This window comes from Rathayibacter sp. AY1H2 (assembly GCF_002931985.1).
Classification (GTDB): Bacteria; Actinomycetota; Actinomycetes; order Actinomycetales; family Microbacteriaceae; genus Rathayibacter.
The window spans coordinates 16438-33034 of sequence record NZ_PSUV01000029.1; the positions used below are offsets into that span (position 1 = coordinate 16438).

A 16597-nucleotide genomic window follows, 5' to 3' on the forward strand; every position below is an offset into this window, starting at 1 on the left:
GAAGCAATGTCCAAGCGCATCGAGGTCAACGACCTCAACGTCTACTACAGCCAGTTCCTCGCGGTGGAGGGCGTCTCGCTCGCCATCGAGCCCCGCACGGTCACCGCCTTCATCGGCCCGTCCGGCTGCGGCAAGTCGACCTTCCTCCGCACGCTCAACCGCATGCACGAGGTCATCCCCGGCGCGCATGTCGAGGGCGAGGTCCTGATCGACGGCAACAACCTGTACGGCCCGGGCGTCGACCCGGTGCAGGTCCGCCGGCAGGTGGGCATGGTCTTCCAGCGCCCCAACCCGTTCCCGACGATGTCCATCCGGGACAACGTGCTGGCCGGCGTGAAGCTCAACAACCGCCGCATCTCGAAGTCGGACGCGGACGCGCTCGTCGAGCGCTCGCTCCAGGGCGCGAACCTCTGGAACGAGGTGAAGGACCGCCTCGACAAGCCGGGCTCCGGTCTCTCCGGCGGCCAGCAGCAGCGTCTGTGCATCGCCCGCGCGATCGCCGTCTCCCCCGACGTCCTCCTGATGGACGAGCCCTGCTCCGCCCTCGACCCGATCTCGACCCTCGCGATCGAGGACCTCATCGAGGAGCTCAAGAACGACTACACGATCGTCATCGTGACCCACAACATGCAGCAGGCCTCGCGCGTCTCGGACCGCACCGCGTTCTTCAACATCGCGGGCACGGGCAAGCCGGGCAAGCTCATCGAGTACGACGACACCGCGACGATGTTCTCGCGCCCGTCCGTCCAGGCGACCGAGGACTACGTCTCGGGCCGCTTCGGCTGATCAGCCGCAGACGAGAGCGAGCCGCGTCCCTCCGGGGTCGCGGCTCGCTCTCGTTCCACCGCGTTCCCTCCGGGAACGAGAAGAGCCGCACTCCGTCATGGGAGTGCGGCTCTTCTCGTGCTCGGGCCGTCAGGCGATGTCGATCGCCAGTATCGGATCGGTGGTCGGAGTCGGCGAGCCGCCGGCGTCCTCGACCGTCACGGCGACGACTCCGCCCTCGGTCAGGCTCCCCTCGAGCGGGGCCACGGTGCTGCCCTCTCCCCCGTCGAACGTCCCTGCGGCGACCGGACCGGACGAGCCGATGTACCAGAGCTCGTAGGTCTTGTCCTCCGGCAGCGGCGCCAGGTCGTCCACCACGAGGGCGGAGCGGCCGAGCGAGCTCGACCAGACCAGCGTCGCCTGCTCGCCGGTGGCGACCGTGCCGGTCGTCTCCTGCGCGTCGGGGGCGCTGCGGATCTGCTCCAGAGCCGTCTGCTGCTGCGTCTGGCCGGGGCCGGACGAGAGCAGCGGCGGAAGGGTCACTCCGCCGACCACGATCACCGCGGCGGCCGCGGCCGCCGAGAGGTAGACCGCGGGGCGGGCGAACCAGCGGCTCCGGGCGCGGTTCGCGGCGCTGCCGCCACCGTCCCGGCGAGCCGTCGGACCGCTCCGCTCGCCCTCGGAGGCGACGGGGACCAGACGGGGCGCGGCGGGCGCCTCGTGGTCCTCGTCGGGCTCCTCCAGCGGCAGCTGCGGAGTGGTGGCGATGAGCGCCATCAGGTCGGCCTTGAAGCCCGGCGAGGGCTCCACGGCGGGTGCGTCGGCGACCAGCGCCTCCCCCACCTCGGCGAACGCGTCGGCCTCGCCGCGCGCCTCCGGGTGCTCGGAGAGGAAGCGCTCGTAGCGCTCCTGCTCCTCGGGCGTCAGGATGCCCAGTGCGTGACCCGCCGCGAGATCGCGCGGGTCGTCCATCCCGTCGGGGAGTCGCACATCGTTCACAGGGCCACCCCCATCTCTTCTCGAAGTCTGATCATTCCGTCACGCAGGCGTGTCTTGACGGTTCCCACGGGGCACTGCAGGATCCCCGCGATCTCGCTGTGCGAGTATCCGCCGTAGTAAGCGAGCTGCAGCGCCTGCCGCTGCAGTTCGGTCAGGCGGCCCATGGCGGCCGCGACCTTCTCGTGCTCGAGGGACACCTCCGCCTGCTCGGAGACCTGGTCGTAGTCGCGTCCGAGGTCTCGGATTCCGATGCGCATGTCCCGATCACGGCCGGCTTGAGCCGCGCGGACCCTGTCGATGGCCCTGCGGTGTGCCATCGTGAGGATCCAGGTCGTCGCGCTTCCTTTATTCGGAGCGAAACGCCCAGCGGTTTGCCAGATCTCGAGGAAGACCTCCTGGGCCACCTCCTCGGACTGGGAGCGGTCGACGAGGACGCGGATGATCAGGCCGAGGACCCGGCCGGCCATCTGGTCGTAGAGCGCGGCGAACGCGGCCTGCTCTCCCCCGGCGATGCGCTCGAGGAGGACAGCCGCCTCCGCAGTGGTGTCGTCCGTCATCAGCCCCGCCTCGCCCGCGCCCGGGCTGAAAGATTCCGCGTCATCCAGAAGGCTGTCACGGCCAGGCCTGCAACGACGACCGACACCTCGATCGGATGCGTCACGAATCGGACATCCAGCGCCAACGTGCCGATCGGCACGAGCGCGGGGTCGCCCAGCCGGGGGGCCAGCCAGAGCGAGATCACGGCCACCGCCGCAGCGGTGATGCCCGGATAGCTGCGCGGGCGGATGAGGACCCAGAGCCCGGCGAGCACGTCGAGGACCGCGAGGACGCGCATCACCGTGCCCTGCGAGAGCGAGACCCCCGCGGCGAACTGGGCGCCCTCCGCGTCGTCGACGCTCGGGGCGGCGAGGAGGTAGAGGGCGGCGACGACCAGCAGCCCCGCCCCCGCCCAGACGCGCGCGCCGATCCGGAGAGCTCTGCTGTTCTTCATTCCGCTGGCGCCTGTCTATGGGGACTCGGGCGAGGATCGACTCCTCCTGGGCCCTCGCCTCGCGCACCGTGGCGGCGATGCGAGCAGAGAAGGGGCCGGACCGCAGGAACGCCTCTCGGCGCGAGGCCGCTCGAAGCGGCTATAAGTGGAGCCCGGGGTTACCGCGATCCGGCTTCCGCCAGTCTACCAAAGGCCTCCGCGGTGGCGGCGAGCGGCGTTCGCAGTGGGTGAACGCGGGTTGCGCGTCACTCCAGGGAGTCGCTCCGCCACAGCCGCGCGCAGCTCACGAGCTCGGCCGCGGTGGTCGAGAGGCGCAGGGCGCGGGTGGTCAGCTCGCTCGCCCGGACGGGGTTCACCGGCTCCACGTCGTCGGCGACCGAGACGGCTCCGGAGGCGCTCACGCGGCAGAACGCCGCGGCGCGGTCCAGTGCCACCGCGAAGTCGCCGTCGAAGACGCCGCGGAGGATCCGGTCGGCCAGCTCGGTGATCTCGGCCGGCCCCGTGGGAGTGCTGGCTCCGGCGACCACCGGGTCGATCGTGGCGGACAGTTCGACTCCGCGATGGTAGAGGAAGCTCGTGCTCTCCGGGTCCTGCCGGATGACCAGCCGCAGCAGGTAGATCCGCCAGAGGGCGCCCGGCAGGCTCGCCGCGCTGGAGCGCGCCCAGAGCTCGGCGAGCGCGTCGATGCCGTTGTGGTCGGTGTACTCGACCAGGCGGTCGATGACCACCGGGTCGGGGTCGTTCCGGACACGGCTCAGCAGCGCGATCGCGGTCTCATGGGCGACGCGGCTGATCTGCGCCGGGTCCTCTCCTCCCTGGAACGCCTCGAAGACGTGGGAGGGGAACTTGGTCGGCTTGTGGAAGCCGTCTGTCATGGGGCCGCCTTCCGCGGTTGTGCGCGCGGACGCTCTCGCGCTCGCGCTCCGTTAGGGGGTTCGAGGAGGGTAACGCCCGCGGCTGGGCGGGTATGCCCGCGCGGAGGACTCGGTCCGCTCCGGGATCGTCCGCGCTCCGGGCCGCACCTGCTCCGGGCCGCACCTGCTCCGGGCCGCACCTGCTCCGGGCCGCACCTGCTCCGGGCCGCACCTGCTCCGGGGGCGCCGACGGCCCGCTACCCTGGAGCGCGCGGGCCTCTAGCTCAGTTGGCAGAGCAGCGGACTTTTAATCCGCGGGTCGTCGGTTCGAGCCCGACGGGGCCCACCACTCGACCGCCTGGTCGCGCTTTCCGGACAGTGCCAGGGCGCAGCCAGGTCGCCGCACTACCGTGCAGAGGTGCTGACCGTCCTCCGCGTCCTCCTGCGCCGGCCTCGGCTGTGCGAGGCGTGCCGCGTCCGGCCGGCCCGCCGCCGTGACCCGTTCTTCTCGACGGACTGCGCGAAGACGTACTACCTCTACCTCTGACGCCTCGTCCGGGCCGCGGTGCTCCGCGACGGCGTCACTCGTGGCAGAGCGACCACACCTCGTCCGGGTAGTCGCGGACCTTCTCGCCGACGAGCAGGCGCCAGCGGCCGTCCTGGTGCTCGAGCAGGCGGCCGGTGACGACCTCCGAGAGCCAGTCGGAGTCGATCCGGTACCAGCGGACGAGGCGGACGGTCGTCGCGGTGTGCGAGACGCGAGTCGTCATCGCGGGAGTCCCTTCTCGAGGAGGGAGCGGGGTGCTGGAACCAGCGGGGCGTTCGACGCGCGAACGGGGGGATGACCCGCACCGGGACGACTCCGTTGTCGACCGGCCGGGAGACTGCGGTGGGCATCCGGCGGACCGGATGCCAGGAACTCTAGACGACCGCGCGGACGGCGTCTGTCCCGTCGCCGGTCACAGCGGAGCGACTCCGTTCAGCGGGCTCAGGGCTGGACGGTGCAGCCGGCCGAGCGCGTCTGCCGGAACGCGGCCGCTTCGCGGGTGCGGGAGCGGAGCCTCCTCGCGCGGCGGCGGAGGAGCCGCTCGCTCGGGCCGAAGGCTCCGGATTCGAGGAGCTGGCGGAGGGACAGGGTCACCTGCCGGGCCAGACGGGGATCGATGCGGCCGGGGATCCGGATCGCGTCGATGAGGTCGAGGGCGTTGCGCGTGGTGCGGGAGATCGCCATGACGGAACCCTAGGGACGCCGGGGCGCGGTGTGCGCGCCCCGGACGGGGGCGCCGACGGGGACTGATGCTCAGCCCCGGGGCGCCCCGGCGGGATCAGTCGTGCCCGTTGCTGCCGTCGCCACGGCCCGTGGAGGACTGCAGGCGGTCGATGTGCTCGGAGGCCTGGGCCTTGGTGAGGTCGGCGGGCAGGGTCTCGCCCGCCTCGCGCGCGAGGGTGTCGAGGTAGCTGCGCTGCGGGCCGGTCATCGGCTCATCGCCGGTGACCCAGTCGGACGGGTCCTTGCTGGCGCTGGTGTCGCTGCCGTCGTCGGCACGGGCGCCGAGGACGTCGCCCTCGGTCTTGACATCGGGATCGGTGGTGTTGTCATCGCTCATGGTGCGACCGTACGCCCGACCACCGACGCCGACGAGGGCTTGCGGAGCGGGCCCGGGCGCCCCGCTTCACGAGCCGAGCAGCGCGTGCGCGACGGTGAAGATGACCAGCCCGGCCAGGGAGCCCACGACGGTGCCGTTGATCCGGATGAACTGGAGGTCCTTCCCGACCTGCAGCTCGAGCTTCTCGGACGTCTCGCGCGGGTCCCAGCGGTGGATGGTGTCGCCGATGATGCTGGCGATGTCGGTGCGGTAGCGGTCGACCAGGTTGGCCGCGACCGATCCGATCCAGGAGTCGACGGTCGCCGCGAGACCGGCGTCGGTCGAGAGCCGGCGGCCCAGATCGACCACGATCGACTCGATGCTGCCGCGGAGGGGGCTCGACGGGTCGTCCATCGCGCCGAGGAGGGAGGCCTTCGTCGCCTCCCAGGCGTCCCCGGCGAGCTCGCGGACGCGCGGGCTGTCGAAGGCGCGGTTCTTGATCTCCTCGACCCGGGCGATCAGGTCGGGGTCGGTGCCCAGATCCTGCGCCAGCGTGGCGAGGTAGCCGTCGATCGCGATCCGGAACGGGTGCACCTGGTCCTCGCGCACCGCGGCGACGAAGACGAGCGCCTCGCGGTACAGCCGCTCGTCCACCGCTCGGCTGACCGCGGAGGGCAGCCAGCTCGGCAGGCGGCCGCTGACCATGCGGGTGAAGCTCTGCGGGTTCGCGGTCAGCCACGCCTCCGCCTGCTCCACCAGCGTGTCCACGAGGCGCCGGTGGTGGCCCGCCTCGACCACGCTGCCCACCAGAGAGCCCAGCGGCGGGCCCCACTGCGGGTCGAGGAGGTGGCGCCGCGCCAGCGCCTCGATCACGCGCTGCACGTCGGAGTCGTCCAGCAGGGCGATCGCCGAGCGGACGGCCGCGGCACTCTCGCCGCCGACCCGGTGCGCGTTCTCCGGCTCGGCGAGCCACAGCCCCGCCCGCCGGGCGATCCCGAAGGAGTCGAGCTTCTCGCGCACAATGGCGCCGCGGAGGAAGTTCTCCTCGACGAACTGCGCGAGGCTCGCGCCGATCTCGTCCTTCTTGGTCGGGATGATCGCGGTGTGCGGGATCGGCAGGCCCAGCGGCCGCCGGAACAGCGCGGTCACGGCGAACCAGTCGGCGAGCGCGCCGACCATCCCGCCCTCGCTCGCGGCCCGGACCCACTGCAGCCACGGGTAGCGCTCCTGCAGGGCGAACGACACGGCGAAGACGACGGCCATCACCACGAGCAGGCCCGTGGCGAGCCGCTTCATCCGGACGAGGGCGACGCGCTTGGCCTCGTCGTCGCGCCCGACGGCCGCGAGGGTGGTCATGACGCGGTGGGGAACCCCTCGTGGCGGATGCCCCACGCGACGGTCCACTCCTCGCCCGGGTCGAGCCAGCGCAGGCCCTGCCCGCTGTTGAAGGCCTCTGCGGGAGCTGTCATCGGCTCCACGGCGATCGCGGTCTTCACGTCGTCGCCGTCGGGGAAGATCCGGGTGATGAAGACCTGGATGAAGTTGTGCGAGGCGTCGGCCCAGAGGAGCACGCGGCGGCCGTCCGCGGCGCGGAGGCCGTGCACGCTCTCGCCGTCGACCATCCGGACGTCGGCCCAGGCGTCGTCGAGCTCCAGGTCACCGATGCGGCGGCCGGAGCGGAGGTCCCACTCGGTGCCCTCGACCGGGTTCTGCACGGTGGGGTTGAGGCGCTCGTCGACCTCGATGTGCACCGCCGCGTCGACGGTGATCTCGAGCTCGTCGGTCGGGACGTCGCCGATGGCGAGGAAGGGGTGCGTGCCGATGGCGACGGGCGCCTCGTCGGCTCCGACGTTGACGACGCGGTGGACGACCTTCAGCCCGTCGGCCTGCAGCTCGTAGCGGACCGAGGTCTCGAGGTGGAACGGGTAGCCCGCCTGCGGCACGACCGGCGCGGCCAGCTCGACGAAGGACGGGCCCTGGTCGACGAGGCGGTACGGGGTGCTCACCAGGAGGCCGTGGATGGCGTTGTGGTACTTCGGCTCGGTGATCGCGAGCTGGAGCGTCTCGCCGCGGTGGTGCCAGCGCCCGTCCTTCACGCGGTTGGGCCAGGGCATCAGGACGATGCCCGAGCCGAACGGCGGGACGGTGCTCTCCGGGTAGGAGGCGGTGATCTCCACTCCGTCGACCGAGAGGTGGCGCAGCGCTGCGGCCACCTCCGTCACGACGGCGTGCAGGGTGCGTCCCTCGGCGGTGAGGTCGAGCGGGAACTGGCGCCCGGTGGCGGGGGCGGGGGTGAAGTCGGCCATTCCTTGATCCTACGGACTGACGCGCTCGCCGAGCGTCCGGCAGCGGGTGACCGCGAGCCCCGCCTCCTCCAGAGCGGCGACGACTCCGTCGGCGGCCCCCGCCCCCGTGAGCAGACGGTCGAACTCGTCGGGAGCGGCGACCCGGCCGAGGTCGACCACTCCGAGCTTCGAGGAGTCCGCGACCACGACCCGGCGGGTCGCCGCCTGCAGCATCCGGCGCTTCAGGGTCGCCTCCGGGAGGTTGACGTTGGTGACGCCGGCCTCGGGGTGCACGCCGGTGCAGCCGATGAAGGCGATGTCGGCGCGGATCCGCTCGAGCAGCTCGGACGCGAGCGGCTCGACCAGCGAGTGCTGCAGCGGCCGCAGAGTGCCCCCGGTGACGACGACCGTGAAGCGCGGGATGGCCGGCTCGAGCGCCAGCGCCGTGGAGAGGCCGTTCGTGATCACCGTGACGTCGCGCAGCTCCTCCCGCGCCACGAGCGCGTGCGCGATGGCGAGCGGGGTGGTGCCCACGTCGAGCACGATGCTCTGCCCGGAGGAGACGGAGGCGGCGGCCTCCTCGCCGATCGCGGCCTTCTCGTCGGAGGCGGCGCTCAGGCCCTCCTCGAGCGAGCGCTCACCGGTGGGCCTCGGCGCCGGGATCGCCCCTCCGCGCACCCGCTGGAGGACGCCCTCGCTCGCGAGCAGGGCGAGATCGGAGCGGACCGTGACGACCGAGACCCCGAGCATGTCGGCCATCGGGGCGACCCCGACGAAGCCCGAGCTCTCGGCGGCCAGACGCAGCCGCAGCCGGCGCTCGATCGCCGACGTGGACTCCTGCTCGCCGTCCGTCCTCATCCGCCCATCGTGCCCGCGGGCCGGTGGACTTGTCAAAGGGAAAACGAGCTTTCCTTTTCGAAGGTGCGGCCCTAGTCTGACTCCTGCCATGAACGAAGCGATCACACTCTCCGCCGGCGTCGTCAAGCGCCCGCACACGCTGGCCGACGGCCGCGAGCTCCTCTACTTCGACGACGCCGACACGACCCTCCCCCCGGAGCGCGCCGCCGACGCCCGCCACCTCGACCCCCGCCCTGCCACCGCGCGGATGCGCCAGGACGTGCTGACCGGCGAGTGGGTCTCCATCGCCGCGTCGCGCCAGAACCGCGTGTTCCTGCCGCCGGCCGAGCTCGATCCGCTCGCCCCGGCGTCGCCGACGAACCCGTCGGAGGTGCCCAGCCGCTACGACGTCGCCGTCTTCGAGAACCGCTCCCCCTCCTTCGGCCCGCTCCTCGAGGACGCGGACGCGCCCGCCTCCCTGGAGGACCTGCGCACTCTCGGGCTCGGCCGGACGCTGACCAGCGTCGGCCGCTGCGAGGTCGTCTGCTTCAGCCCCGAGCACGAGGGCTCGTTCGCCACGCTCAGCGCCTCCCGAGCCCGGACCGTGGTCGAGGCCTGGGCCGACCGCGTGGGCGCCCTCTCGGCCCTTCCCGGCGTGCAGCAGGTCTTCCCGTTCGAGAACCGCGGCGAGGCGATCGGCGTCACGCTGCACCATCCCCACGGGCAGATTTACTCCTACCCCTACGTCACGCCGCGCACGACCCGCCTGCTCGCCTCGCTCGACAGCTACGGGCCGTCGATGTTCGCCGACGTCCTCGCCTTCGAGCAGGCCGGCGAGCGCGTCCTCCTCCGCGGCGAGCACTTCACCGCGTTCGTGCCGTTCGCCGCGCGCTGGCCGGTCGAGGTGCACCTCCTGCCGCACCGCCACGTCCCGGACCTGGCGGCGACGACCCCGGAGGAGCGCGACGAGCTGGCTGTGATGTACCAGCGCCTGCTCCGCGGCATCGACGCCCTCTACGACACCCCGACGCCCTACATCGCCGCCTGGCACCAGGCCCCGGTGCACGAGCGCCGCGACGAGGTGCGCCTGATGCTCCAGATCACCTCGCCCCGCCGCGCCGAGACGAAGCTCAAGTACCTCGCGGGGAGCGAGGCCGCGATGGGCGCCTGGATCGGCGACATCGCCCCCGAGACGAGCGCCGCGGCCCTGCGCGCGGCGATCGAGCGGGCCGACGCGGCCGTGCTCGAGGCCGGGATCGCACAGCGCCCCGACGCGGCGCTGCCGGTCGCCGCGCACAGCGACGACTCGCTTCCCGGCGGCGCCGCCACTCCCGCCACCACCGCCGCCGACATCGCCGAGGAGAACCGATGACCGCCGCTCCCGCCTCCCTGACCGCCGTCGCCGAGAGCGCGGCCGCCGCCTTCGAGCGCACCTTCGGCCGCCCCGCCGCGGGCGTCTGGGCCGGCCCCGGCCGCGTGAACCTGATCGGCGAGCACACCGACTACAACGACGGCTTCGTCTTCCCCTTCGCGATCGACCGCGCCACGGCGATGGCCGTCGCTCCGAGGGAGGACCGCCTGATCCGGATCAGCAGCGCCTTCTCCCCCGAGGTGGTCGAGGTCGCTCTCGACGAGCTCGGCCCCGGCGCCGTGACCGGCTGGTCGGCCTACCCGCTCGGCGTGGTCTGGGCGCTCACCGAGTACGGCGTCGACCTGGGCTCCCGCTCGGGCTTCGACGCGTACGTCGACTCCGACGTGCCGGTCGGCGCGGGGCTCTCGAGCTCGGCGGCGCTGATGTGCGCGATGGCCGTCGCCCTCGACGAGCTCTGGGACCTCGGCTTCGACCGCGCGACGATGGCCCGCGTCGGCCGTCGCGCCGAGAACGTCGCGGTCGGCGCCCCCACCGGGATCATGGACGAGTCCGCCTCCCTCTTCGGGAAGCGCGACGCCGCGGTGTTCCTGGACTGCCGCAGCCTCGACACCGAGGTCGTCCCCCTCGGCTTCGAGGAGGCCGGCCTCGTCCTGCTCGTCGTCGACACGCGCGTCGAGCACGCGCACGCCACCGGCGGCTACGCCGAGCGGCGCGCCTCCTGCGAGCTCGGCGCCGCGACCCTCGGCGTGCCGTCGCTCCGCGAGCTGACGGTCGACGACCTGCCGCGCGCCCAGGAGCTCCTCGACGACGTCACCTACCGGCGCGTGAAGCACGTCGTGACCGAGGACGTCCGCGTGCTCGAGACCGTCCGCACCCTGCGCGAGCACGGTCCCCGGGCGATTGGCGATCTGCTCGACGCCGGCCACGTCTCCCTCCGCGACGACTTCGAGATCTCGGTGCCCGAGCTCGACACCGCCGTCGAGGCGGCGCGCGGCGCCGGAGCGATCGGCGCCCGGATGACCGGCGGCGGCTTCGGCGGCTCCGCGATCGCCCTCACCCCGGTGGAGAAGGAGGAGGAGGTCCGCGCCGCGGTCCTCGCCGCCTTCGCCGAGAAGGGCTTCACGACTCCGGAGCTCTTCCTGGTCACGGCCGCCGACGGCGCGGGTCGGGTGCTCTGACCTCTGCTTCCGTCGACGCCCCCTGCGACCTCGCGTCGCAGGGGGCGTTCCTCGTCCAGCCGCTACGGCGCCGGATCCGGCGGAACGACGGCGCGCGCTTCTCCCCCGGTGACCCGGACCAGCTCGGCGAAGCTCGTCGGGTAGACGGTGTGCGCGTGCCCGGCCGCAGCCCAGACCACGTCGTAGGCGGCGAGGGCCGTGTCGACCACGGTGCGCAGCGGCGCGGGATGGCCCACCGGCGCGATCCCGCCGATCGTCTGGCCCGTCGCGGACTTCACCTCCGCGGCCGGCGCCCGGGTGATCGATCCGCCCAGCTGCACGCCCAGCCAGGCGGTGTCGACGCGGTGGCCGCCGCTGGTCAGGACCAGCAGCGGCGCACCGTCGATCAGGAACACGAGCGAGTTGGCGATCTGGCCGACGTCGACGCCCAGCGCCTCGGCCGCCAGTGCCGCCGTCGACGCGGCCGAATCGAGCCAGCGCACGGTCGGGTGCACGCCGTGCCGGTCGAGGTCGGCGAGGACGCGGTCGACGGCCGGGTGGCTCCGTTCGCTCATGCCGCCGAGGCTAGCGCCCCGGCCGCCCTCACTTCTCGAACGTGGAGGCGTCGATCACGAAGCGGTAGCGGACGTCCGAGGCGAGGACGCGCTCGTAGGCCTCGTTGATCTGCGACGCCGAGACGACCTCGACCTCGCTCGCGATGCCCTTCTCGGCGCAGAAGTCGAGCATCTCCTGGGTCTCGCGGATGCCGCCGATGCCCGAGCCCGCGAAGGAGCGACGGGCGCCGAAGAGCGTGAAGACGTGCAGCGGCAGCGCCTCGGCCGGAGCGCCCACGTTCACCATCGTGCCGTTGCGGCGCAGGAGCCCCAGGTAGGCGTCGAGGTCGAGGGGCGCGCTGACCGTGTTGACGATCAGGTCGAAGGTGTTCGCGAGATCGGTGAAGGTCGCCTCGTCGCGCGTCGCGTAGTAGTGGTCGGCGCCCAGGCGGAGGCCGTCCTCCTTCTTGCTGAGGGTCTGCGAGAGCACGGTGACCTCGGCGCCCATCGCGTGCGCGAACTTGACGGCCATGTGGCCGAGCCCGCCGAGGCCGACGACGGCCACGCGCTTGCCGGGCCCCGCCTCCCAGTGCGAGAGCGGCGAGTAGGTCGTGATGCCCGCGCACAGCAGCGGAGCGGCGGCCTCGTAGGGGATCGACTCCGGGACGCGGAGCACGAAGTCCTCGACGACGACGACGTGCGTGGAGTAGCCGCCCTGGGTGATGGTGCCGTCGCGGTCGACGGAGGCGTAGGTGCCGGTGTTGCCCTTCAGGCAGTACTGCTCCTCGCCCGCGAGGCAGTTCTCGCACTGGCGGCAGGAGTTCACCATGCAGCCGACGCCGACGCGGTCGCCGACGGAGTGCTTGGTGACCTCGGAGCCGACCTCGGCGACGACGCCGACGATCTCGTGGCCGACGGTCAGCGGGTACGCCACCGGACCCCAGTCGCCGCGGACGGTGTGGATGTCGGAGTGGCAGATGCCGGAGTAGGCGATCTCGATGAGCACGTCGTGCGGTCCGACGTCGCGGCGCTCGATGGTGGTGGGGACGAGCGGCTCGGTCGCGGAGGGGGCGGCGTAGGCGGTGACGGTGAGCATGGGTTCTCCTCGTGGGGCGGGGCGCGCTCCGAGGACGTGTCCGACGGGGTGGGGGACGCGAGAGCGCCGGGCCACGCTACCGGCAGGCGACTGGACGTCGCCCCCGAGCGCGGTCCGGCGCGGGTCCCGTGGCGCGAGACCGGTCAGCGCAGGGCGCGCTCGGCCGCCGTCACCACGTTGTGGATGAGCATCGCGCGCGTCATCGGGCCGACGCCGCCGGGCACGGGCGAGAGCCAGCCCGCGACCTCCGCCACCTCCGGTGCGACGTCGCCCGTCAGCTTCGCGCGGCCCGTCTCCGGGTTCTCGACCCGCGTGATGCCCACGTCGAGCACGGCGGCGCCGGGCTTCACCCAGTCGGCGCGGATGAGCCCGGGCACGCCCACGGCGGCCACCACGATGTCGGCGCGGCGCACCTCCGCGGCGAGATCGGCCGTGCGGGAGTGGGTGAGGGTCACGGTGGCGTCGAGGCCCTTCCGCGCGAGCAGGAGCCCGAGCGGTCGGCCGACGGTGAGCCCGCGGCCCACGACGACGACGTGTCTGCCCGAGGTCGGGATGCCGTGGCGCTGCAGCATCTCGACGATCCCGTTCGGCGTGCAGGGCAGCGGGCTGTCCAGCTCGCCCTCGACGCCGAGAACCAGGCGGCCGAGGTTGGTGGGGTGCAGGCCGTCGGCGTCCTTGTCCGGATCCATGAGCTCGAGCATCGCGTTCTCGTCGATGCCCTTCGGCAGCGGGAGCTGGATGATGTACCCGGTCACGGCCTCCGAGTCGTTGAGCTGCCGGATGGCGGCGCGGATGTCGTCCGCCGACGCGGTCGCGGGGAGGTCCACGCGGATCGACTCGATCCCGACCTCCGCGCAGTCGCGGTGCTTGCCCGCGACGTACGAGCGGGAGGCGGGATCGTCCCCCACCAGCAGCGTGCCGAGCCCGGGCACGACGCCCCGCTCGCGCAGAGCGGCGACCCGCTCCGCGATCTCCGTCTTGACCGCCGTCGCCGTCGCGACGCCGTCGAGTACCTGTGCCGTCATCTCGGGCTCCTCGGTCGTGGCGCGGCGGAGGGGGACGGTGCCCCGGCCTCCGCCGCGCGGGTGGTGCAGCGGATCGACTACAGCCCGGGGTAGAGCGGGAAGTCGTCGGTGAGGCGGGCGACACGGCCGCGCAGCGCCTCGAGGTCGGCCGAGGGCTTGAGCGCCTCGGCGATGACGTCGGCGACCTCGGTGAACTCCGTGTCGCCGAAGCCGCGGGTCGCGAGCGCCGGCGTGCCGATGCGCAGGCCCGAGGTGACCATCGGCGGGCGGGGGTCGAACGGCACGGCGTTGCGGTTGACCGTGATGCCGACCTCGTGGAGGCGGTCCTCGGCCTGCTTGCCGTCCAGCGGCGAGTCGCGCAGGTCGGCGAGGACGAGGTGGACGTCCGTGCCGCCGGTCAGGACGTCGATGCCCTCGGCCTTCGAGTCGGCCGCCGTGAGGCGCTCGGCGAGGATCTGCGCGCCGCGGATGGTGCGTGCCTGGCGATCGGCGAACTCGGGCTCGCCGGCGAGCTTGAACGCGGTCGCCTTCGCGGCGATCACGTGCATGAGCGGGCCGCCCTGCTGGCCGGGGAAGACGGCCGAGTTCAGCTTCTTGGCGTACTCCTGCTTCGCGAGGATGAGCCCCGAGCGCGGGCCGGCCAGCGTCTTGTGGACGGTGGTCGTCACGACGTCGGCGTAGGGCACCGGCGACGGGTGCAGCCCCGCCGCCACGAGGCCTGCGAAGTGGGCCATGTCGACCCAGAGCTTCGCGCCGACCTCGTCGGCGATGGCGCGGAACGCCTCGAAGTCGAGCTGACGGGGGTAGGCGGACCAGCCGGCGATGAGCACCTGCGGCCGGACCTCGAGGGCCTTCTCGCGGACCGCGTCCATGTCGATGCGGAAGGTCTGCGGGTCGACGCCGTACGCGGTCGCGTTGTAGAGCTTGCCCGAGAAGTTCAGCTTCATGCCGTGGGTCAGGTGGCCGCCGTGCGCGAGCTCGAGGCCGAGGATGGTGTCTCCGGGCTGCACGAGCGCGGCGAGCGCCGCGGCGTTGGCGGAGGCTCCGGAGTGCGGCTGGACATTGGCGAACTCGGCGCCGAAGAGGGCCTTGGCGCGGTCGATCGCGAGCTGCTCGGCGATGTCGACGTACTCGCAGCCGCCGTAGTAGCGGCGGCCGGGGTAGCCCTCGGCGTACTTGTTGGTCAGGACGGAGCCCTGCGACTCGAGGATCGCGCGCGGCACGAAGTTCTCGCTCGCGATCATCTCGAGGTAGCCGCGCTGGCGGTCGAGCTCCTGCTGGAGCACGGCGGCGATCTCGGGGTCGACCACCGACACGGGCTGGTCGAACGAGGCGGCGACGCCGGGGCTGGCGGGGGAAGAGGACACGGACGCTCCTTGGCTGGGAAACGGAAGGGGCCCGGCAGGTCGCTGCGGCGCGACACGGCTCGTTCGGGCGACCCGATCTACGGTATCCGTTCCAGCCCAGGCGTGCGGCGGGAAAAGTGTCCGGGGCGCTGCCCCGGAGGAGGTGCCGCTCCCTGATGGTCACCCATCCGAACGCCAGTCGCGGCGGGCTCACTCTAGCAAGCGGGCCGGGTGGCGCGGGAGTCGCGCCAGTCGAGGGCGGGCACGCGCGATCGTGCGACGATCCCTCGGGCGGTCCCGGCGCGGGACCGGGAGGGAGGGCGTCGCCGTGGGTCCTCGACGCCGCTCCGAGCGCATCGACGGCCGCAGCGACGAGGAGCTCGTCGCGCTGGTCCGGGAGGGCCGCACCGACGCGGTCTCCGAGCTCTGGCGCCGCCACTCCTCGGCCGGGCGCACCGTGGCCCGGGCGTGGGCGAGCAGCTCCGACCCCGACGACCTGGTCTCGGAGGCGTTCCTCCGCGTCCTGCGGGCGATCGAGCGCGGCGGCGGACCCGAGGGCGCCTTCCGCCCCTACTTCTTCACCACCGTCCGCAACGTCGCGGGATCCTGGGCCCGGCGGGACCGGCACGAGCGGCCGTTCGACGAGGCCGACCGCGCCCTCCCCTCTGCCGGCCCCGATCCCGAGGCGCACGCCCTCGCCGCCCTCGAGCGCGACCTGGGCGCGCGCGCGTTCCGGGCGCTGCCGCCGCGCTGGCAGGAGGTGCTCTGGTACACGGAGGTGGAGGGCCTGTCCCCCGCCGCCGCCGCACCGCTGATGGGCCTGCGGCCCAACGCGGTCGCAGCGCTCGGGGTGCGGGCGCGGGAGGGGCTGCGCTCCGCGTGGATCCGGGAGCACGTGGCGGACGCCTCGGCGACGGGCGAGTGCGAGTGGGTGCTCGAGCGGGCGGGGACGTACGCGCGAGGACGAGCCCCCGTCCGGGACAGGCACCGCATCGACCGGCACCTGGACGGGTGCCTCTCCTGCCGGGAGGCGCTGGCGGAGGCCGAGAGCACTGCGCGCCGCCTCGCGTCGGTGCTGCTGCCGCTCTCGGCCGGCGTGAGCGGCGCGGCAGCCTGGGCGGCGGGCGGGGGCTCCGGCGCGGCCTCCGGTCCGCTGCCGAGCGCGGTCCGGGCGTCGAGCGCGGTTCGAGCGTCGAGAGCGGTCCGAGCGTCGAGAGCGGGCAGCGGAACAGGAGTAGTCGTCGCCGCGTCCGCTGCGGCGGCACTCGCGATCGCGGGAGTCGTCGGGGCGGCGGTTCTGCTGTCCGGGAACGGGGGCGGCGCGCTCGTGGCGGCGGAGGACGCCTCCGCGCGGGTGGACGAGCGTGCAACGGCCGAGGCGGCTGCGCCCACATCGAGCGGAGGAGCGGCGGCGAGCGCCGACCGGCCGGAGACGGACCCGGAGGCCGCGGACCGGACGAGTGCAGCGGACGGCGATCCGGCGGGGCGGTCCAGGGGTTCCGGCGCTGCTCCGAGGAGCACGGTGCCGGCCGTGGCCGGACGGGCTGCGTCGGACGATGCCGGAGCGACGCGCGCGACCCCCGGGAGGACGGGACGCCCGCCGCAACAGGAGCCGTCCCACGATCCCGTCGGCGCACCGGCGTCGAGAGGGATCGAGGCGACCGTCTCCCCGACTCCTGCCGCCGAGCCCGCCCCGTCCCGCCCGGCCGTGACCGGCAGCCCCGCACCGG

At 73.2% G+C, this 16597-nt stretch carries 19 protein-coding genes and 1 tRNA gene; 6 read left to right on the top strand and 14 right to left on the bottom strand.

The window, feature by feature from the left end; genetic code table 11:
• Positions 1-6: 6 nt before the first annotated feature.
• Positions 7-786, top strand: coding sequence for a phosphate ABC transporter ATP-binding protein PstB (pstB, locus tag C5C29_RS15870; protein ID WP_104224707.1), 780 nt, complete (start codon positions 7-9; stop codon positions 784-786).
• Between the two features lie 129 nt (positions 787-915).
• Here pstB and C5C29_RS15875 read toward each other — a convergent pair whose 3' ends face one another.
• The 4 genes from C5C29_RS15875 to C5C29_RS15890 form a co-directional block, all read right to left on the bottom strand.
• On the bottom strand, positions 916-1764 hold the full coding sequence (locus C5C29_RS15875; protein ID WP_146082283.1) for an anti-sigma factor domain-containing protein: 849 nt from the start codon (positions 1762-1764) through the stop codon (positions 916-918).
• A complete protein-coding gene (sigK, locus tag C5C29_RS15880; RefSeq protein WP_104224709.1) occupies positions 1761-2321 on the bottom strand; it encodes an ECF RNA polymerase sigma factor SigK in 561 nt (186 codons plus the stop codon). Before sigK ends, C5C29_RS15875 begins: the two co-directional genes overlap by 4 nt.
• The gene (locus C5C29_RS15885) at positions 2321-2755 is read right to left on the bottom strand and encodes a hypothetical protein (RefSeq protein ID WP_104224710.1); all 435 of its coding nucleotides are present in this window, start codon (positions 2753-2755) and stop codon (positions 2321-2323) included. Before C5C29_RS15885 ends, sigK begins: the two co-directional genes overlap by 1 nt.
• A 245-nt stretch (positions 2756-3000) precedes the next feature.
• The gene (locus tag C5C29_RS15890) at positions 3001-3630 is read right to left on the bottom strand and encodes a DNA-directed RNA polymerase subunit beta (RefSeq protein WP_104224711.1); all 630 of its coding nucleotides are present in this window, start codon (positions 3628-3630) and stop codon (positions 3001-3003) included.
• Positions 3631-3882: 252 nt separating this feature from the next.
• Between C5C29_RS15890 and C5C29_RS15895 the strand changes: the two genes are divergently transcribed.
• Positions 3883-3958: transfer RNA gene (locus C5C29_RS15895), tRNA-Lys, on the top strand.
• A gap of 69 nt (positions 3959-4027) precedes the next feature.
• On the top strand, positions 4028-4156 hold the full coding sequence (locus C5C29_RS17565; RefSeq protein WP_258062365.1) for a hypothetical protein: 129 nt from the start codon (positions 4028-4030) through the stop codon (positions 4154-4156).
• A gap of 34 nt (positions 4157-4190) precedes the next feature.
• On the opposite strand, the gene C5C29_RS15900 is transcribed toward C5C29_RS17565, so the two are convergent.
• The 6 genes from C5C29_RS15900 to C5C29_RS15925 all read right to left on the bottom strand — a co-directional run bounded on the left by C5C29_RS15900 (position 4191) and on the right by C5C29_RS15925 (position 8338).
• Complete coding sequence (locus C5C29_RS15900) at positions 4191-4379, bottom strand: hypothetical protein (RefSeq protein ID WP_104224712.1); 189 nt, start codon at positions 4377-4379, stop codon at positions 4191-4193.
• A gap of 218 nt (positions 4380-4597) precedes the next feature.
• Positions 4598-4840, bottom strand: a complete 243-nt coding sequence (locus C5C29_RS15905; RefSeq protein ID WP_104224713.1) for a hypothetical protein — start codon at positions 4838-4840, stop codon at positions 4598-4600.
• Between the two features lie 94 nt (positions 4841-4934).
• Complete coding sequence (locus tag C5C29_RS15910) at positions 4935-5216, bottom strand: DUF3072 domain-containing protein (RefSeq protein ID WP_104224714.1); 282 nt, start codon at positions 5214-5216, stop codon at positions 4935-4937.
• Between the two features lie 66 nt (positions 5217-5282).
• Entirely contained in the window at positions 5283-6551 is a 1269-nt protein-coding gene (locus C5C29_RS15915; protein WP_104224715.1) for a DUF445 domain-containing protein, read from the bottom strand.
• Positions 6548-7501, bottom strand: a complete 954-nt coding sequence (locus C5C29_RS15920) for an aldose 1-epimerase family protein (protein WP_104224716.1) — start codon at positions 7499-7501, stop codon at positions 6548-6550. Before C5C29_RS15920 ends, C5C29_RS15915 begins: the two co-directional genes overlap by 4 nt.
• Before the next feature lie 9 nt (positions 7502-7510).
• Positions 7511-8338 carry a DeoR/GlpR family DNA-binding transcription regulator gene (locus C5C29_RS15925; RefSeq protein WP_104224717.1) on the bottom strand — a complete coding sequence of 276 codons (828 nt, stop codon included), beginning with the start codon at positions 8336-8338 and terminating at the stop codon, positions 7511-7513.
• An 88-nt stretch (positions 8339-8426) separates the two neighbouring features.
• Between C5C29_RS15925 and galT the strand changes: the two genes are divergently transcribed.
• A complete protein-coding gene (galT, locus tag C5C29_RS15930; RefSeq protein ID WP_104224718.1) occupies positions 8427-9689 on the top strand; it encodes a galactose-1-phosphate uridylyltransferase in 1263 nt (420 codons plus the stop codon).
• Entirely contained in the window at positions 9686-10867 is a 1182-nt protein-coding gene (galK, locus tag C5C29_RS15935) for a galactokinase (RefSeq protein WP_104224719.1), read from the top strand. The genes galT and galK overlap by 4 nt, the downstream gene beginning before the upstream one ends.
• Positions 10868-10929: 62 nt before the next feature.
• Here galK and C5C29_RS15940 read toward each other — a convergent pair whose 3' ends face one another.
• The 4 genes from C5C29_RS15940 to glyA all read right to left on the bottom strand — a co-directional run bounded on the left by C5C29_RS15940 (position 10930) and on the right by glyA (position 14888).
• Positions 10930-11421 (bottom strand): YbaK/EbsC family protein, encoded by a 492-nt coding sequence (locus C5C29_RS15940; RefSeq protein WP_104224720.1) that lies wholly within the window; start codon positions 11419-11421, stop codon positions 10930-10932.
• A gap of 28 nt (positions 11422-11449) precedes the next feature.
• The gene (locus C5C29_RS15945) at positions 11450-12496 is read right to left on the bottom strand and encodes an NAD(P)-dependent alcohol dehydrogenase (RefSeq protein ID WP_104224721.1); all 1047 of its coding nucleotides are present in this window, start codon (positions 12494-12496) and stop codon (positions 11450-11452) included.
• Positions 12497-12639: 143 nt separating this feature from the next.
• Positions 12640-13521, bottom strand: a complete 882-nt coding sequence (locus C5C29_RS15950; protein ID WP_104224722.1) for a bifunctional methylenetetrahydrofolate dehydrogenase/methenyltetrahydrofolate cyclohydrolase — start codon at positions 13519-13521, stop codon at positions 12640-12642.
• 77 nt (positions 13522-13598) lie between these two features.
• Positions 13599-14888: a serine hydroxymethyltransferase gene (gene glyA, locus C5C29_RS15955; protein WP_104224723.1), complete on the bottom strand. Its 1290-nt coding sequence runs from the start codon at positions 14886-14888 to the stop codon at positions 13599-13601.
• A gap of 307 nt (positions 14889-15195) precedes the next feature.
• Here glyA and C5C29_RS15960 point away from each other — a divergent pair.
• Positions 15196-16597, top strand: a 1402-nt coding sequence (locus C5C29_RS15960; RefSeq protein ID WP_104308554.1) for a sigma-70 family RNA polymerase sigma factor, incomplete at its 3' end; no start/stop codon positions are given.

What these genes read in the sequence shown, in the direction of transcription:
- sigK (WP_104224709.1), bottom strand. Translation starts at nt 2,321, where the DNA reads ATGACGGACGACACCACTGCGGAGGCGGCTGTCCTCCTCGAGCGCATC.
- galK (WP_104224719.1), top strand. Translation starts at nt 9,686, where the DNA reads ATGACCGCCGCTCCCGCCTCCCTGACCGCCGTCGCCGAGAGCGCGGCC.
- C5C29_RS15950 (WP_104224722.1), bottom strand. Translation starts at nt 13,521, where the DNA reads ATGACGGCACAGGTACTCGACGGCGTCGCGACGGCGACGGCGGTCAAG.
- C5C29_RS15945 (WP_104224721.1), bottom strand. Translation starts at nt 12,496, where the DNA reads ATGCTCACCGTCACCGCCTACGCCGCCCCCTCCGCGACCGAGCCGCTC.
- C5C29_RS15885 (WP_104224710.1), bottom strand. Translation starts at nt 2,755, where the DNA reads ATGAAGAACAGCAGAGCTCTCCGGATCGGCGCGCGCGTCTGGGCGGGG.
- C5C29_RS15900 (WP_104224712.1), bottom strand. Translation starts at nt 4,379, where the DNA reads ATGACGACTCGCGTCTCGCACACCGCGACGACCGTCCGCCTCGTCCGC.
- galT (WP_104224718.1), top strand. Translation starts at nt 8,427, where the DNA reads ATGAACGAAGCGATCACACTCTCCGCCGGCGTCGTCAAGCGCCCGCAC.
- pstB (WP_104224707.1), top strand. Translation starts at nt 7, where the DNA reads ATGTCCAAGCGCATCGAGGTCAACGACCTCAACGTCTACTACAGCCAG.
- C5C29_RS15910 (WP_104224714.1), bottom strand. Translation starts at nt 5,216, where the DNA reads ATGAGCGATGACAACACCACCGATCCCGATGTCAAGACCGAGGGCGAC.
- C5C29_RS15940 (WP_104224720.1), bottom strand. Translation starts at nt 11,421, where the DNA reads ATGAGCGAACGGAGCCACCCGGCCGTCGACCGCGTCCTCGCCGACCTC.
- C5C29_RS15925 (WP_104224717.1), bottom strand. Translation starts at nt 8,338, where the DNA reads ATGAGGACGGACGGCGAGCAGGAGTCCACGTCGGCGATCGAGCGCCGG.
- C5C29_RS15915 (WP_104224715.1), bottom strand. Translation starts at nt 6,551, where the DNA reads ATGACCACCCTCGCGGCCGTCGGGCGCGACGACGAGGCCAAGCGCGTC.
- C5C29_RS15890 (WP_104224711.1), bottom strand. Translation starts at nt 3,630, where the DNA reads ATGACAGACGGCTTCCACAAGCCGACCAAGTTCCCCTCCCACGTCTTC.
- C5C29_RS15920 (WP_104224716.1), bottom strand. Translation starts at nt 7,501, where the DNA reads ATGGCCGACTTCACCCCCGCCCCCGCCACCGGGCGCCAGTTCCCGCTC.
- C5C29_RS15905 (WP_104224713.1), bottom strand. Translation starts at nt 4,840, where the DNA reads ATGGCGATCTCCCGCACCACGCGCAACGCCCTCGACCTCATCGACGCG.